Here is a 17,635-nt window from a genome sequence, read left to right as displayed (position 1 = left end):
AGTTGCATGGGCTTCGAGCCCGGACCGAGCAAGGAAGGGAATGGATGATGGCACAAAACGGTCTGGTTGTCGCTGGGATCGACGTCGCCAAGGACAAGGTGGATGCATGCATTCGCGCGTTGTCGCAACGGCACACGTTCCCGAGCACCGCAGAGGGACGGTGCGCGCTGATCCGCTGGCTTCGCAAGCAGAAGGTCGGCAAGGCAACCATGGAGGCTTCCGGCGGCTACGAGCGGGACTGGGCCAAGGCGCTGCGCGAGGCCGGCCTCGAGGTCCGAGTCGTCGACCCGAAGCGGGTGCGCAGCTTCGCCCGATCGGCCGGGCGGCTCGCCAAGAACGATCCGATCGATGCGCAGATGATCGCCTGGTTCGCCGAGACCTTTGTCGAGGCGCCGGGCCAGGCCAGCGATGCGGCACGCGAGAAGCTCATGCAGATCGTGAATGCGCGTCAGGGTCTGCTCGACCTGCAGACCAGCCTGCACAACAGAAGTGAGCATGCGACGCCGGACGTCGTGCAGAAAATGCAGGCGCGGCTCTTGAAGAAGATCGCCAGCGAAGTTGCCAAGCTCGAGGTTGCGATCGCAGCCATGGTCAAGGCGCATTTTACCGAGCTCGCCGAGATCATCGAGAGCGTGCCGGGGCTTGGCAAGACCACGTCCGCCGGCCTGATCGCAGCGATGCCGGAACTCGGCCAGGTGAGCAACGAGGTCGCTGCCGCGCTGTTGGGCGGCGTCGCTCCCGACGATGACGACAGCGGCCAACGGCGGGGCGACCGCCACATCAAGGGCGGGCGCCGCAAGGTCCGCAACCTCTTCTACATGGCCTGTCTCGGGGCTGCGACACGGCACAACCCCGTGCTCAAGGCCTTCTATGATCGCCTGATCGCCAAAGGGAAGGAGCCGAAGGTTGCGCTTACCGCCTGCATGCGCAAGCTCATCTGCATCCTTAACACCATGATCGCGCGGCGCCAGAAATGGACGCTACCCGCTACCAAGTGAGCGACCCCGCTCGGCCTCTGCCGAGCGCATGCCCAGCCTGAAGATCTGGGAGCGGGCGGGGTCAAGGCCGTCAGCCGCCAGCGGCGGTGGCGTGCAGCGCCAGCCTTGAGCCCGGCCGATCACAGGTCTACGAAAACACAGTTGCTTCCCGGAGACGAATTCCTTTTGCCTCCATCGCCGCCGGCTTGATGGCTCCTCGATCCGGTTGGATCGAATTCGCCACCGGCAGCTTGGCACCAGCCACGGGTGTCAGGACCACACGGTTTTGCCGTACGCCTCAGCGCCGTTCATCTTGCGCACCGTTGGTCGCTCATGAGGTTCAACTCACCCTGCGGCCACCTTGTGCGCCGACGCTGCCTGCGTCCACCACATCCCGCCTCGCGTTCGTGACGATCGCGATACGCCCCTCTTGTCGAGACGGGACGGCGGGAAATAGCCACTGATTTGGGGTGAGGTGGAAGCAAATTATTTTTGCCGCGCGAACTGGACGACCCAAATCAATTTGAATCTGCTCAAGAAATTAGATTTGGCGCAACCGCCTTTCCGGCGCGATGGAGCGGGTTCAATGACTGCGCCGAACAGCGGATGACCGTTGCCTCTTCGATCATTTCGGACGGCGCCGGATCGAGGCTGCTCGAGCTCGCGCGCAGGCGGATCGAGGTCGTTTGGAACATCTCGAAGGAGAGGTTGAATCAGATTGCGTACGATCGATGAATTTTTCAACGTCCGCCAGATGGTCTCGATGGTCACGAACCTGGGATAGCTCATGTTCTTGCGCGAACAGGACCTCGCCGAATTGGTGGCCTGGCGCCGCGAATTGCATCGCAGGCCGGAATTGTCGGGGCAGGAGAAGGAGACGGCGCGAACCGTACAGGCGTTTCTCAGGGCGGCCGGGGCCGACAAGATCATTTCGGAATTAGGCGGGCATGGCGTGGCCGGGATCTATGACGGGAGTACGCCGGGCCCGACGATCATGCTTCGGGCCGAACTGGATGGACTGCCGATTCAAGAGACGTCCGCGATTCCGCATCGGTCCGAGGTGCCGGGAAAAGCGCATCTCTGCGGCCATGACGGTCATATGACGATCCTCGCGGCCGTGGCGCGCGATCTCTGCCGAACGCGTCCGCGCTGCGGACGGGCCGTGTTGCTGTTCCAACCCGCTGAAGAGGACGGGTCGGGCGCGGCTTCCGTGCTTGCCGACAACAAATTTCAGCAGATCCAGCCGGATTTCGTGTTTTCCTTGCACAACCTGCCGGGCCTTCCGCTGGGCGAAGTCGCCATCGCAGATGGCCTGGTCAATTGCGCCTCGCGCGGCATGCAGATCGCATTGTTCGGCCGAACGGCGCACGCGTCGAATCGGGAGCTCGGCGTTTCGCCGCAACGAGCCATGGTCCGGCTGCTGAACGAAATCCCTGCGCTTGGACAGGGCGGCGAGCTCGCTAGCGAATTCTCGATGGTCACGATCACCCACGCCCGGCTGGGCGAGCCGGCGTTTGGCATCTCGCCGGGTCATGCCGAGCTTTGGTTGACGCTCAGAACGCTGACGGATGCAAAGATGGAAAGCATCCGCTTGCAGGCTGAGAATCTGGTTCGACGCGTTGAAGACGAGCGGCTGAAAGTGGAGATCGCCTATCGCGACGTATTCGCTCACTGCATGAACGCGCCGGAAGCCGTCTTTCATCTGAAGAACGCGCTCGATGCCGAAGGCATCACGCACTCCGCGCGGGGGCTACCGCTGCGCGGCTCCGAGGATTTCGGTCTGTTCAACCGAAAAGCGAAGTCTGCGATGTTTTTCCTGGGCGCAGGTGTTGATCATGCCGGCCTGCACGCGCCGGACTATGATTTTCCGGACGAGCTGATCGGAGTCGGCTCGCGGGGCTTCATTCGCGCGTTGCGCAATCTGTTGGGTTGATGTGGCGCGAATCAATTTCCTGATATCGCTGCACAACAAAGCATCACGACTCGGCCGACCGCTGCATTCGACTTCGCGTTCACCTCACAAATTAGAACGCTTAAAAACTTCATACGGTTTAGAACGAATCGAAAAGCGTGAGGTGTTGCCTCATCGCCACTAACGCAATCCGTTATGTGCACGCTTCGTTACCTTAGATGGCTTCTACTCGCCGTTTGCACCTCAGAAGTTAGAACGAGCCGGAACCTGCTTGTGGGCTTTTGGGGTGGAAGTATGACGTATCAAGTCGCTGCCAGAAATGTTGTGCGCGCTGTTTCGCTGGGAGCGGTGAGCTATCTTGCGCTCTCTCTGGATTTTGCCGGCGGCTCGAGCGCCTTCGCGCAGAATTTGCCGCCCGTCACCGTCGATGCTCCGAGCCAGCAACGCGCGCGGCCTGCAGCAGCACGGAGAACGCAAACGTCGACGTCGCGTGTGCAGCGGCGCGTCGCTGCGCCGGCGCCGCGTCGGGTGGAGCCGGTGCCGTATGTGGTGCCTTCAAGGGGCACAGTTGGCACAGTGCCGCCTGCATATGCCGGCGGACAGGTGGCGACGGGCGGGAGCCTCGGACTTCTCGGCAACCGCAGCGTGATGGATACGCCGTTCAACCAGACCAGCTACACGGCGGAGTTGATCGCGAATCAACAGGCTCGAACCATCCGTGACGTCCTGGCGAATGATCCGTCCGTGCGGGTCATCCAGGCAGCAGGCGGCGGCGCGGACAGTCTGTTCGTCCGCGGCTTCTACTATGACAGCGGCGATTTCGGGCTGAACGGCCTGTACGGAATCGCGCCATACTACTCCATCGGGGCAAATTTCATCGAGCGGGTTGAGGTTCTGAAAGGCCCGAGCGCCGTGCTTAACGGCATGACCACTGGCGGTACCGGTGTTGCGAGCGGCGGTGCGGTCGGCGGCAGCATCAATCTCATTACCAAACACGCTCTCGACATTGACATTACACGGTTGACGAGCACCTACGTTTCCAAATCGCAGTTTGGCGGCAATATCGACGTCAGCCGGCGCTATGGCGAGCACAAGGAGTGGGGCGTTCGGGTGAACAGCACCTATTCGAACGGCAATACACCGTGGGACCGTCAGACCGACGAATTCGGCAACGTCGTCCTCGGCCTCGACTACCGGGGCGAGAACGCGCGCATGGCAGTCGATGTCGGTTATCAAGCCGACAATTTGACTCCTCCGCTACGCTTCTTTGGAATTGGCCCGGGCCTCACATCCATTCCTGCGCCGCCGAAGGCCGGGACGAACTTCCAGGTGCCGTGGGCCTACTATAAGCCGAAGGACTTCTTCACCACCGTAAAAGGTGAAGTGGACGTGACTGACTGGATGACCGCGTATGCGTCGTTTGGCTATCATGACAGCAAGATCGACTATACTTATCCCTCTCCCAGCATTATCAACGCCAACGGCTCTTTGGTAGGGCGTCCGGGACTTGGGCATGAGACGTTCGAGACCTTTGCGGGAGAAACGGGCGTGCGCGCGTCGATCGACACCGGCCCGATAAATCATGCTCTGAACATGAACTATTCGATCAATGACCGGACCTATGATCAGAGTGTCCTGAGTTCAGCAGGGCTAATTGCCTGGAATCTCTACACCCCGCCGACGAATGTCCCCCGTCCGAACTTGAATGTCCCGACTCTAAGACAAAATACCAACGTAAATCTCCAAAGCATCGGCTTTTCCGATACCATGTCGATGCTGAATAACCGCATTCAGTTGACGGTCGGTGTTCGTCGTCAGACGGCCGGAAGCGAGGTGACGAATATCCTTGCGCCCAGTTTAAGCCATCCTTTTCAAGATGAAACCGTGTGGACCCCGGCTTACGCCCTTGTCGTCAAGCCGGTCGAGAACATTTCGCTATACGCAAATTATATCGAAGGACTCCAGACGCCGCATGTCGTGGGTCCGGGGTTTTCCAATCCCGGGACTGTATTCCCGCCGGGGCAGACCCAGCAGGCTGAAGCGGGCGTGAAGATCGATGCGGGCCGTCTGACGACGACTATGAGCGTGTTTGATATCGAACAGCCGAGCATCATCACGGTGGCGACGGGGATCCCTCCGTCCCAGCAGCTTAACGGAAGGCAGCGCAATCGGGGCGTCGAACTCAATGTGTTCGGCGAAGTCACGCCTGCGATTCGGTTGCTCGGCGGTGTCGCGTTGATAGATGGCAAACAGATCAAGACGCCCAATGGTGCCACTGACGGCAGGACGGCGGTAGGCGTTCCGGCAATCACCGCCAATATCGGAGCGGAGTGGGATACGCCGTTCATGCGTGACCTGACGCTCTCGGCTAGGGTCATTTATACCAGTTCGCAATATGTCAATATTACCAACACGCTCTCGCTGCCGGAGTGGACGCGGGTCGACATTGGAGCGCGGTATACCTTCACATCGCCCTGGAACGGCAAGCCGATCGTGGTCCGCGCTAACATCGAGAACGTCTTCAACGAAGCCTATTGGGCCTCGGCCTACAGCGGCGTTATCACGCTTGCTGCCCCGCGCACCTATCTCTTGTCGACGACGTTCAACTTCTGAACGCCGCGTCAATCCAATCACCTGCAATTCGTGCCGCCGCGGATCTCATCCGCGGCGGCATTTCTTTGATCTGGTGGTGTCGCAGAACTGACTCATCGAAATTGATGACAATGCGATGAAAATCGTCGCACGCTGGATGTGCGATTTCGAAAATCGAAAAGGTTCCCGCCTGGCGAGTTAGAATTGCAAGAAACTGCGCATCGCATTGCCCATCAGTCACTTGGTCATGAGCTCGGCCGCGCAAGCGCGGAGGTTGCATCGTGTCACGCTATCGCCAACTTGGAGCTATTAAAAACTTCGCCGTCGATATTGCTTTGACCATGATTTGCTTCTGACCTAGTCAACACGCCATTGCTTTTGTTTTCTGAAGAAGGGACCGAACCATGATGGTGTTCGACAGAGACGACGTCACCTTCACCGTCGTCATCAATCACGAAGAGCAATACTCCATCTGGCCGACGTTCAAGGAAATTCCGAACGGCTGGAAAGCAGTGGGAAAGACGGGCAGCAAGAAGGAATGCCTTGAACACATCGAGCAGGTGTGGACCGACATGCGCCCGCTGACGTTGCGCAAATTCATGGACGAGACGGTCCCGCAGAAGTCAGCTTAAGCCAACGGAGCCTTGTCTTCCGATGCGGCTTCTTTGTCTGCCTTACTCCGGCGGCAGCGCCATGTTCTATGCGCGGTGGCGCAGGCTTTTGCCGTCATGGATCGATGTCTACCCGGTGGAGTGGCCCGGGCGCGGCGCGCGCATGGACGAGCCGCTGGCGACCGACCCGCACGCGCTTGCATCGCAGCTCGCTGCAGAACTTCACGCGCAGCTCGATGCGCCCTATGCGCTGTTTGGACATAGCCTCGGCGCGCTGATTGCGTTCGAACTCGCGCATTTCCTGCGTGATCGCGGCGCGCCCGCGCCGGCTATTCTCTTTGCCTCCGGCGCCGAGGCGCCGGCCGTTCGAGACGGCAGCAAATGGCGCCTGCCATTGAGCGACGAGGCGTTGCTGAAGGAGCTCCGCGATCTGCAGGGCACGCCGGACGAGGCGTTGTCGAATGCGGAGCTGATGCGATCGGCATTGCCGGTGCTTCGCGCCGATTTTTTGATGTGCGGCGCCTATGTCTATCGGCGGCGGCGTCCGTTGTCGTGTCCCGTGCACGTCTTCGGCGGGGCCGACGACGAGACCAGCCGCGAATCGCTACAAGCTTGGCAACAGGAGACCTCGGCGGAATTCACGCTTCACACGCTGCCGGGCCATCACTTCTTCATTCACACGCAGCAAACCGAACTGCTCGGCCTGATCGGATCGGCCCTGGCCCGACGGTCGGGGCGATCGATCGGTTCGCATCGGAGCGAGGATCATGAGCGTATTCTCCGTCCAGCCACTCATTGAAGGCAAAAGCCTTCCGCTGTTGCTGAAGGCCGATAAGATCGGGCAGCCGCTCGGCGCGGCGCTTCCCATGCTGCGCGACACCATCGACCGGCATTTGACCGATTGCGGCGGCATCGTGTTTCGCGATTTCTCTCTCGACGGCCCTGATGCCTTCCGGGCGTTCGCGGCCGATTTCGGTCATCCGCTGCTCACCTACGAGTTTGGATCGACGCCGCGCTCGCAGGTTACCTCCGGCGTCTACACCTCCACGGAGTACCCGCCGCACCAGCATATCCCGCTGCACAACGAGCAGGCCTATACGCGCGATTGGCCGATGAAGATCTGGTTCTATTGCATGCAGCCGGCGCAGGAGGGCGGCGAAACGCCGATCGCCGACAGCCGCGCCATCTATCGCGATATGCCGCCGGCCATTCGGGAGCGTTTCGCCGAGAAGGGCGTGATGTATGTGCGGAACTACGGCAACGGGCTCGACGTCGACTGGCAGCAGGTGTTCGGCACGGAGTCCAGGGCGGAGGTCGAGGCCTACTGCGCCGGGCACGATATCGAATGCGAATGGAAGGACGACGGCGAGCTTCGCACGCGCCAGATCTGTCAGGGGACGGCGCGGCATCCGGCGACGGGAGAGTGGGTCTGGTTCAATCAGGCCCATTTGTTTCACGTCTCCAATCTCGAGCCGGAAGTTCGCGAGAGTCTGCTCGACGTGGTCGGCGACGAGACTGAACTGCCGCGTAACGTCTTCTACGGCGACGGTTCGCCGATCGATGACGAGACGCTCGCCACCGTCCGCAACGTTCTCGAAACGCACAAGATCAGCTTTCCCTGGCAGGCCGGCGATGTGGTGATGCTTGACAACATGCTCACCGCGCATGCGCGCGCGCCGTTCAAGGGGCCGCGCAAGGTGATCGTCGCGATGGCGGAAGCGCATCGGCAGGGCTGATCGGCATTTTCGGGCGGCGAGAATCGTCGTCGCGCGCGGACTGGATTCGAGAAGATGTACAAAGACAACCTCGTCGAACGACTACGGTGCCACGCCGCGTTACGCTCCGATCGGATCGCGTTGCGCTTCCTGGAGGGAGACAGCGTCGCCGAAGAGCTGACGTTTGCCGGTCTCGACGCCCGGATTCGATCCGTCGCAGCCTACCTGCAGCAGTTGGGCGGCGCGGGCGAGCGCGCGGTTATCCTGCTGCCCAGCGGCCTCGACTATGCCGTGGCGTTCTATGCGTGCCTGTATTCCTGCGTGATCGCCGTCCCAGCCTATCCGCCGGAGGGCGGCGCCGAACGCTATGCGGGGCGTCTCAACGGCATTCTGCGCGATGCGACGCCTCGCTTCATCCTGACGGAAGCCGCGCTGGTTGGTGCGGTGGAGGCGGCACTTCCCGAGCGGGCGAACATAGAGATCGTTGCGGTAGATGCGATACCGGCGGCGCTTGCTGCGGAGTGGCGCGAGACGAGGCCGGAGGCAGATGCGGTCGCCTTCCTGCAGTATACGTCCGGATCGACCTCGCAGCCGAAAGGCGTTTGCGTCTCGCACGCCAACCTGACGGCCAACGAGAAGGCCATCGAGGCCGTGGCCCGAGGGGCGCTCGACGACGTCTTCGTAAGCTGGCTGCCGCTCTATCACGACATGGGATTGATCGGCGGGCTGCTGAATCCGCTGTTTACCGGCTTTACCGCCGTCCTGATGTCGCCGCGCAATTTTCTCGAGCGGCCGCGACGCTGGCTTGAGGCCATCGATCGTCACGGCGGCACGATCAGTGGTGGACCCGACTTTGCCTTCGCGCTGTGTGCCGATCGCATTTCCGACGAAACGATCGACCGGCTCGACCTTAGCCGCTGGAAGTTCGCATTCTCAGGCTCGGAATTTGTGCGCCAGACCACGCTGCGCAGGTTCGGGGAGAGGTTCGAGCGGGCGGGGTTCAATCGATGCGCGTTGACCGCCTGCTACGGCCTGGCCGAGGCGACGCTGCTGGTGACGGCAGGTGACCTCTCGACCCAAACTGTCAGCTATACCCTCGATACGGCGGCGCTTGCGGCGGGCCGCGTCGCAACAGCCGACCAAGGCACCGATCTCGTGGCGTGCGGCCGGACGGTCGCGGGCCACGTCACGCGCATCATGCGCATCGATGGGTCGGCTGCGGCACCGGCCGACGAAGTCGGCGAGATCTGGGTCGCCGGCCCGAGCGTCGCGCTCGGATACTGGAACAATCCCGAGGCCACGCAAAAAGCCTTCGTCGCGCGCGATGGCATGCGCTGGCTGCGTACCGGAGATCACGGTTTCGTCAAGGACGGCACGCTGATCGTGACGGGCCGGCTCAAGGACCTGCTGATCGTTCGTGGCCAGAATGTATATCCGACTGACGTCGAGCAGGCGGTCGAGGCCGAGGTCGAAACCGTCCGCAGCGGACGGGTTGCCGCGTTTGCGGTCGAGATCGATGGACGGGAAAGCATTGGTGTCGCGGCAGAGTTCAGCCGTACCGTTCTCAAGCGCGAGCGTCCCGAGGCTCTCGCCCAGGGAATCGGCGAGGCGGTGCTGCGGCAGGCGCAGGAATATCCGGCCGTGATCGTGCTGTTGAATCCGCAAGCGATGCCGCTGACGACGAGCGGAAAACTGCAGCGTTCCGCCTGTGCTGCCGGCTGGGCCAACAACACGCTCGACAGCTTTATGGTATTTGAGCGAGGGCGACGCCGTGATGGCGCGACGCTGACGGCGCCCGTAACCGACACCGAGCGCGCGCTGGCATCGATCTGGTGCGAGGCGCTGGGCGTGCAGACAGCGCATCGCGAGGACGATTTCTTCGTGCTGGGCGGAAACTCGATCGCGGCGGGCCAGATCGCGGCCGCGCTGCGCGAACGCTTCGGCGTCGAGCTGGAATTGCGCAGCTTTTTCGACGCGCCGAAGCTTGCCGCATTCGCTGATCATATCGACGCGCTGTTGCGCGAGGGCGCGAAGAGGGCGCTTCCTCCGATCCAGCGGGCAGCGCCGGCCGACCGCGTGACCTTGTCCCATGCGCAGGAGCGGCTGTGGTTTCTCTGGAATCTGGACCCCAATGGTACGGCCTATACGGTCGCGAGCACGATCCGGCTCAAGGGAAAGCTCGACCATACCGCCTTGTCGCAGGCGATCACGGACATCGTTCAGCGTCACGAGGTGCTGCGCACCACATTCGTCGCAACACACGGTCGCGCAAGGCAGGTTATTCACGACGCCCTCGGCGTCGATATCTGGCACCAGGATCTCCGGGGGCTTGCCGCCGAGCATGCGGCGGAAGTCAGACGGTCCGAACTCGGAAAGCCGTTCGACCTTGTCAATGGGCCGCTATTGCGGGCGCTGTTGCTTCAGTTCGCAGATGATGCGCACGAATTGCTGCTGCTTGCTCACCACATCGTCGTCGATGGATGGTCGCTCGACGTGATGCTCGAAGAGCTGGCGGGACTCTACCGCAACGGCACCGGGCAGGACGCAGGCCGGCCGCCGGTGCCGATGATGCAATATGCCGATTTCGCAGTCTGGCAACGAAACTGGCTCGCTTGTGGCGAGGGAGATCGGCAGCTCGCCTATTGGCGCGCAAAGCTGAGTGACGCGCACCCCATGCTGGCGCTGCCCCATGACCGTCCGCGTATCGCAACGCAAAGCCATGCCGGCGATACGATCGCCCTTGCCATCGACAGCGCGCTGGCCGCCCGCTTGCGGGAGATCGCCGCAAAATATCGCGTGAGCGTCTTCATGCTGCTGCTCGGTGCATATCAGGCGCTGCTGTATCGCTACACGGGGCAGAGCGATTTGCGCGTCGGCGTGCCGGTCGCGGGGCGTCGTCACGCCCAGCTCGAGCGGCTGATTGGCTGCTTCGTCAACACGCTGGTGCTGCGCGCCGAGATTGCCGATGAAGCAACCTTCCCGAACCTGCTCCGAGAGGTCAAGGACGCGGTGATCGAGGCGCTGTCCCATCAGGACCTGCCCTTCGAAATGCTGGTCGACGGGCTGCGCCCTGAACGAAGCAGTGGGCACAATCCGCTGTTCCAGGCCAAGTTCAACTACATGACGGCGCCGCGCGGGTTCGACGGCATCGCAGGGCTCACCGCCGAGATCGACATCATGGACCTCGCGGGTTCACATTTCGATCTCGCGCTTGATGTCGTCGACGGCGCCGGGGGCATGAAGGCGACATTCAACTACGCCACCGATCTGTTCGATTCCCCGACGATCGCGCGGCTGGCCGCACAATTCGGTTCATTGCTGCGGCAGATCGCGGAAAATGCGGAGCGGCGGATATCGGACTTCGTCATCGACGATGCGAACCGGCAGGTCGTGCCGAGCGAGGCAGCCGTGTTCGGATTCACCGATGTGGTCAATCTTCATCGCGCGTCGACCGCCGATCGCCAGGCCGCGGTTGCCATCCGGTGCGGCAGCGAGACGCTGACGTTCGCCGAGCTGGAGCGGAAATCGAACCGCATCGCTCATATGCTTGCAAGCAAGAGCGTGACGCGCGAGGTGCCGGTGGCGCTGTGGATCGAGCGCTCGCCGGCCTTTGTTGCCGCGCTGCTTGGCGTGCTGAAAGCAGGCGGCGCCTATGTGCCGCTAGATCCGAAATGGCCGCTGGGGCGCATCAGGCGCATCCTGAAGGACGGAGGCATCGAAATCGTGCTGGCTGCCGGCGATAAGCTGGCGGAAGCGCGTGCACTCGATTGCCTCGTGCTCGATGCGGAAGCCGAAGCGGCGCGCGGGGATACATCGAGCGTACCGCCCGACAATGTGATCCACCCGGCGCAGACCGCTTACGTCATCTATACCTCCGGATCGACCGGGACGCCGAAGGGCGTCGCCGTCTCGCACGGCGCGTTGGCCAATTATGTGCAGGCCCTGCTGCAACGCCTGCAGCCGCAGCACTTGGCGAACATGGCGATGGTCTCGACCGTGGCGGCGGATCTCGGCCACACCGTCCTGTTCGGTGCGCTTGCCTCCGGCGCGACGCTGCATCTGCTGCCGCCCGAAGTGGTGTTCGATGCGGATGCGTTCGCGAAAGTCATGCGGGACGGCGAAGTCGGCGTTCTCAAGATCGTGCCCAGCCATCTGCGAGGGCTGCTGAAGGCGTCACGCTCGGCCGATCTCCTGCCGAGCGATGCGCTGATCCTCGGTGGGGAAGCCAGTGATTCTGCGCTGTTGAACGAGATCCGGCCGTTGCGGCCGCAATGCCGAATTCTGAATCACTACGGGCCGACGGAAACGACAGTTGGCGCGGTCACGCACGAATGTGAAGCTGAAGGCGGGACGGGTTCGGTTCCGATTGGCTTGCCGCTTGCCAATCTGCGCGCGCACGTTCTGGATGATGCGCTGAACGAGGTGCCGATCGGCGTAGCCGGCGAACTCTATATTGGCGGCGCCGGCGTTGCGCGGGGCTATCGTGGCGAGGCTGGCTTGACCGCCGAACGCTTTGTTCCGGATCCGTTTGGGCCTGCCGGAGCGCGGCTGTATCGCACCGGCGATCGCGTTCGCTGCGATCGGGCAGGCCGCCTGATATTCCTCGGCCGAGGCGATGATCAGATCAAGCTCCGCGGCTATCGCATCGAGCTTGGCGAAGTCGGGCGCGCGATCAAGGCGCTGCAAGGGATCGACGATGCGGTGGTTGTCGCACGCGCAATCGGCGACAGCGCCGAACGCCAGGAGCTCGTTGCTTATTGTGTGCCCGCGATGGGCGCCACGCCGAAGCCGGATGTGATCAAGCAGCAATTGGCCGCGGTCGTCCCGGAGTACATGGTGCCGTCGGACATCATTGTTCTGCAGCGGCTGCCGCTCACGCCAAACGGCAAGGTCGACCGCAAGGCGCTGCCCGAGCCGGCGGGAGATGTGGTGGCCGCGAACTATTCCGCGCCGCTGGGAGACACTGAGGAACAGATTGCGGCGGTTTGGCGTGAGGTACTCGGTCGCGAACGCATCGGCCGCAACGACAATTTTTTTGAGCTTGGCGGCGATTCCATTCTCAGCCTGCAGATCATCGCACGCTTGCGCAAGCGCGGCATTCGCCTGACGCCGAAGCAGGTCTTCGGCCAGCAGACCGTGGCGGGGTTGGCAACCGTTGCCGCCGTCGCGGCGGCACCTGCGGCAAGCAAGGAGAGTTCGGCCGCAAAGGTTTCGACCGATGCGGCAACCGGCATGCGTCATTTGCTGCCCATTCAGGCGCGTTTTTTCAGCGAAGACATCGGCAACAGGAACCATTGGAACCAGGCGGTGCTGCTGGAGCCGCAAACGCGGATGGACTGGGAGACGTTGCGGCGTGCGCTGGCGACGATCGTCGATCATCACGATGCGTTGCGCCTGCAGTTCGCGCAGGTCGACGGCGCGTGGCGCGCGACGCAGGGCACGCCGCCATCGCCCTCGGAATTGCTGTGGATCCATACCGATGTCGGAGATGCGACGCAGGTCACCGCGCTTGCATCGGCCGCGCAGGAAAGCCTGTCGCTGTCTTCGGGCCCCTTGCTGCGCGCGGTAGCGATGGACTTGGCGGACGGCAGCCAGCGGCTGCTGATCGTGATCCATCATCTAGTTGTCGACGGCGTATCCTGGCGGGTCCTGCTCGAAGACATGGCCTTGGCGTACGACCAGTTGAAGAGAGGCGCCGTCGTGACGCTGCCGCCGAAGAGCGAGTCCTATGCGTCCTGGGGCGAGCGGTTGCATTCCCATGCGACGACCAGGGAGCTTGCTGGCGAACTGCCGTTCTGGCTCGATTGTGCGGCGGGTCCAAGCCTGCCGTGCGACGATGATCATGGCGGCGTCGATCGCGTCGGTGACGGCGAAGAGGTGTCGCTGGTGTTCGATACCGAAGTGACGTCAAGCCTGCTGCAGGAGGCGCCGTCGGCCTATCGGACCCAGGTCAACGATCTGATGCTGGCGAGCCTGGCGCGTGCCGTATCGCGCTGGAGCCAGCGCAACGATGTGACGGTCGAGCTCGAGGGCCACGGCCGCGAGGACATATTCCCCGGCGCGGATGTTTCCCGGACGGTCGGCTGGCTCACGACGGCCTTCCCGGTGCGGCTGCAAGGCGGGTCGGACGACCATGCCTCCCTGATCAAGACGGTGAAGGAGAAGCTTCGCGCGCTTCCGAACCGTGGGCTTGGCTACGGCGTGTTGCGCTATCTCGGCTCCGAGGACCAGCGCAAGGCGCTGGCGCAACTGGCGGAGCCGCAGATCGTCTTCAACTATCTCGGCCGCTTCGACGGCAGCGTGGGGGCTTCCTCGCTGTTCGGATTCGCGCCTGAGAGCGCGGGTGCGTCGCGCAGCGCCACTGCTCCCTTGCGGGGATGGCTGAACATCACCGGTCTGGTGCGCGAGGGACGTCTGCATCTGTCCTTCGGATATGGACGTAAGCGCTATCGGCGAGAGACGGTCGAGCGGCTGGCGAAACTTTACGAAACGGCCCTGCGCGAGCTGGTGGCGCATTGCTGCAGCGGAGCATCTGGTCTCACGCCTTCGGACGTTGCGTTGTCCGGGCTCGACCAGGCCGATCTCGATCGGTTGGCGACGACTTTCGATCTCCGCAGCATCGAGGACATTTATCCGCTTTCGCCGATGCAGCAGGGCATGCTGTTCCACGCGGTCCGGGATCGTGACAAGGATGCCTATGTCAACCAGGTCGGGTTCGAGCTGTTCGGCTTCGAGGCCGACAAGCTTCGAGCCGCGTGGCAAGCGGTGAGTGACCGGCACGCCGCCTTGCGGACCGGCTTTGTCTGGCAACACATGTCAGGCGCGGCCCAGCAGGTTGTGCACCGTCATGTGACGGTGCCATTCGTCGAAGAGGATTGGCGCAACCGGACGGCAGCGCTGGAACGCAATGGCGGGCGCGCTGAACTGGATGCCGTGCTGGCGGACGCGTCGCGGCGGGAGCGCGAGAGCGGCTTTGACGTCTCTCAGCCGCCGTTGCAGCGGGTGCGGTTGATCCGGCTCGACGACAAGCGCCACTGGCTGATCTGGACCCATCATCACATCTTTGTCGACGGCTGGAGCTCGGCGCGGCTGGTTGCGGAGGTGTTTCGGCATGTGAGCGGGGGCACACTGCCGGCCGTGCAGGGCAGCTATCGCGACTACATCGCATGGCTGCAGGGCCGCGATCATGCAGGCGCCGAAAAATTCTGGCGCGACGCTTTGGCAGGGCTCGAAGCGCCGACCCTGCTGGCGAATGCGCCGGCTACGAACAACAAAACATCGGAGGAGGGACACGCCAGCATTGCGCTTTCGATGAATCCGGAATTGGCCGAACGGCTGAAGGCATTTGCGAAGCGCGAGCGCGTGACGCTCAATACGCTCGTTCAGGCGGCGTGGGCGCAGTTGTTGCGGCGGCATTCGGGGCAGGCCGCCGTCTGTTTCGGGGTGACCGTGTCGGGCCGTCCGGCAGACCTGCCGGGCTCCGAGGAGATGGTGGGCCTCTTCATCAATACGTTGCCGATTGTCGACGCGCCGAGCCCGCAAGCGCGAACTGGCGAGTGGCTGCGTCAGTTGCAGGAGCAGAACCTGGCCTTGCGCGAGCATGGCTGGACGCCGCTCTACGAAATCCAGCGCCTCGCCGGCCAGGCCGGGCAGGCGCTGTTCGACAGCATTCTGGTGTTCGAAAACTATCCGATCGATGAGGCGCTGCGCGGAACGGGGGAGAGCGGCCCGCGCCTGGGACGGGTGCAACATGTGACGCCGACAAATTATGCGCTGGCGGTTGCCGTGTTTGCCGGAAGCGAACGGCTCGATCTCGAGTTCAATTATGACCGCGCTCGCTTTGACGAGCTTGCCATCCGGCGCCTCCGGGACATCCTGCATGGATTGCTGGAGCGGATCGCTGCCAATGCGGAGCGGCCGATCGGCAATCTCGGATTATCCGCCGGTGATGAGGCCGGGCGAATTCTGCAATGCAGCGGTGCTGGCCATTTGGCGACAGGTGCTTCCTATGTCGGCGTCGTTGCGCATATGGAGGCGCAAGCCGCGCGGGCGCCTTCTGCCGTTGCGATTGTATGGGGCGGCCAGCGCCTGAGCTATGGCGAGTTGAATGCCCGGGCCAACCAGCTTGCGCGGCGGCTTCGCCATTTCGAGGCCGGTCCGGATCGCCTGACCGGCATCGCTTTGACGCGCAGCCCTGAAATGATGGTCGCGCTGCTGGCCGTCCTGAAAGCAGGCGGCGCCTATCTTCCGCTCGATCCGGATTATCCGGCCGAGCGGCTCGCCTACATGCTGCGCGACAGCGCGGCGACACTGGTATTGACGCAAAGCGCGCTGCTCGAACCTCTCGCGCCGGTGCTGCGCGAGACCGGGGTCGAGGCCTGGTGCGTCGACGAGCCGCAGCGGCCCGTCAGCGAAGATACAGCCAATCTGAATGTCGAGATTCATCCGGATAGTCTGGCCTACGTGATCTACACGTCGGGTTCGACCGGGACGCCGAAGGGCGTGGCGGTAACGCATGGGCCGCTGGCCATGCATTGCGAAGCGATCGGCCGGTTGTACCGCATGACTTCGCGCGACCGGGAATTCCAGTCGGCCTCGATCAATTTCGACATTGCGCACGAGCGCTGGCTGGTGCCGCTGATGACAGGTGGCTCGCTCGTGCTGCCGTCCAGGCCAGGTCTATTGATCGACGACCTCGTCGATGAGATTGCGAGAAACTCGGTAACGTCGATCTTTCTGCCGCCGGCCTATGCGGATCAATTGAGCGCAGCGTTGCGGCAGAGTGGGCGCCGGCTTTCGATCAGGGCCTGCATTGTCGGCGGCGAGGCCTGGTCGGATACCGGAATCAAAGCGCTTCGCCAGGCCGCCGATGTCGACCTTCTGGTCAACGCCTACGGCCCGACCGAAACGGTGATCGCGCCGACGGCGTGGCTCGTCGACGACGTTGCGATGACGCCGGGCCTGCCGGCGCCGATCGGACGGCCCGTTGGCATCAGGTCCGCCTACATTCTCGATGCCGATCTCAACATCGTGCCCGTTGGCGTTACCGGCGAGCTGTTCATCGGCGGTATTGGATTGGCGCGAGGCTATCTGAACCGGGGCGCGCTGACGGCGGAGCGGTTTATCCCGGATCCGTTCGGCGGTAGCGGCGCGCGCCTCTACCGGACCGGCGATCTTGCGCGTTGGCGGGTGGACGGCGTGATCGACTATGTCGGCCGCGCGGACCAGCAAGTGAAGATCCGCGGCTTCCGAATCGAATTGGGAGAGATCGAGGCGCGCCTGCTCGAGCAGCGCGGCGTGCGCGCCGCCGCCGTGGTGGCGCGCGAGAGCAGGACCGGCCGTCAGTTGATCGCCTATGCCAGCGGCGAGCCGACGCTTGACGGCCGCGCCTTGCGCGATGCGCTGTCGGCCATTCTGCCCGACTACATGGTGCCATCGGCGATCATGGTGCTCGAGCAATTGCCGCTGACCCCCAATGGCAAGATCGACCGCCGCGCATTGCCGTCGCCGCACGAGGATCCCCAGCCGCCCCGCGGCTATGAGGCGCCCGAGGACGAAATCGAGATCGCGCTGGCGAGGATCTGGACCGAACTGCTCGGCGTAGAGCAGATCGGACGCAACGATCACTTCTTCGAGCTCGGGGGACACTCATTGCTGGCGGTGCGGGTGCTTAGCCGGGTGTCGCAGGAGATCGGCGTGTCGATCCCGGTTTCAGATCTGTTCGTTCATCCCGACCTCGCGTCATTCGCGCGCGTCGTGTCGATCAGGCTGATCGAGCAGGAGTTCGATGCCGATGAGCTCCAGGATCTGATCGCGGCGGGGCAGTGA

The 17,635-nt window shown here is 63.0% G+C and carries 7 protein-coding genes; all 7 read left to right on the top strand.

Going from position 1 to position 17,635, the window contains the following annotated elements:
• The first annotated feature begins 44 nt into the window (after positions 1 to 44).
• The 7 genes from V1290_RS10150 to V1290_RS10120 all read left to right on the top strand — a co-directional run bounded on the left by V1290_RS10150 (position 45) and on the right by V1290_RS10120 (position 17,635).
• Positions 45 to 998, top strand: coding sequence for an IS110 family transposase (locus V1290_RS10150; RefSeq protein WP_334364276.1), 954 nt, complete (start codon positions 45 to 47; stop codon positions 996 to 998).
• A 766-nt stretch (positions 999 to 1,764) separates the two neighbouring features.
• On the top strand, positions 1,765 to 2,910 hold the full coding sequence (locus V1290_RS10145) for an amidohydrolase (RefSeq protein ID WP_334364275.1): 1,146 nt from the start codon (positions 1,765 to 1,767) through the stop codon (positions 2,908 to 2,910).
• Positions 2,911 to 3,183: 273 nt separating this feature from the next.
• On the top strand, positions 3,184 to 5,502 hold the full coding sequence (locus tag V1290_RS10140) for a TonB-dependent receptor (protein WP_334364274.1): 2,319 nt from the start codon (positions 3,184 to 3,186) through the stop codon (positions 5,500 to 5,502).
• 383 nt (positions 5,503 to 5,885) lie between these two features.
• A complete protein-coding gene (locus V1290_RS10135; protein WP_334364273.1) occupies positions 5,886 to 6,113 on the top strand; it encodes an MbtH family protein in 228 nt (75 codons plus the stop codon).
• Between the two features lie 22 nt (positions 6,114 to 6,135).
• A complete protein-coding gene (locus V1290_RS10130; protein WP_334364272.1) occupies positions 6,136 to 6,891 on the top strand; it encodes a thioesterase II family protein in 756 nt (251 codons plus the stop codon).
• A complete protein-coding gene (locus V1290_RS10125; RefSeq protein ID WP_334364271.1) occupies positions 6,860 to 7,828 on the top strand; it encodes a TauD/TfdA family dioxygenase in 969 nt (322 codons plus the stop codon). Before V1290_RS10130 ends, V1290_RS10125 begins: the two co-directional genes overlap by 32 nt.
• 54 nt (positions 7,829 to 7,882) lie before the next feature.
• Positions 7,883 to 17,635, top strand: a complete 9,753-nt coding sequence (locus V1290_RS10120; protein WP_334364270.1) for an amino acid adenylation domain-containing protein — start codon at positions 7,883 to 7,885, stop codon at positions 17,633 to 17,635.

The sequence above is a fragment of the Bradyrhizobium sp. AZCC 1578 genome (assembly GCF_036924675.1).
Classification (GTDB): domain Bacteria; phylum Pseudomonadota; class Alphaproteobacteria; order Rhizobiales; family Xanthobacteraceae; genus Bradyrhizobium.
Note: the sequence above shows the minus strand (reverse complement) of the source record. Positions and strands in the feature narration are given on the sequence as shown.

Bases quoted from the DNA above. Each gene is read 5' to 3' on its own strand.
- V1290_RS10150 (WP_334364276.1), top strand. From the start codon at position 45: ATGATGGCACAAAACGGTCTGGTTGTCGCTGGGATCGACGTCGCCAAG.
- V1290_RS10145 (WP_334364275.1), top strand. From the start codon at position 1,765: ATGTTCTTGCGCGAACAGGACCTCGCCGAATTGGTGGCCTGGCGCCGC.
- V1290_RS10140 (WP_334364274.1), top strand. From the start codon at position 3,184: ATGACGTATCAAGTCGCTGCCAGAAATGTTGTGCGCGCTGTTTCGCTG.
- V1290_RS10135 (WP_334364273.1), top strand. From the start codon at position 5,886: ATGATGGTGTTCGACAGAGACGACGTCACCTTCACCGTCGTCATCAAT.
- V1290_RS10130 (WP_334364272.1), top strand. From the start codon at position 6,136: ATGCGGCTTCTTTGTCTGCCTTACTCCGGCGGCAGCGCCATGTTCTAT.
- V1290_RS10125 (WP_334364271.1), top strand. From the start codon at position 6,860: ATGAGCGTATTCTCCGTCCAGCCACTCATTGAAGGCAAAAGCCTTCCG.
- V1290_RS10120 (WP_334364270.1), top strand. From the start codon at position 7,883: ATGTACAAAGACAACCTCGTCGAACGACTACGGTGCCACGCCGCGTTA.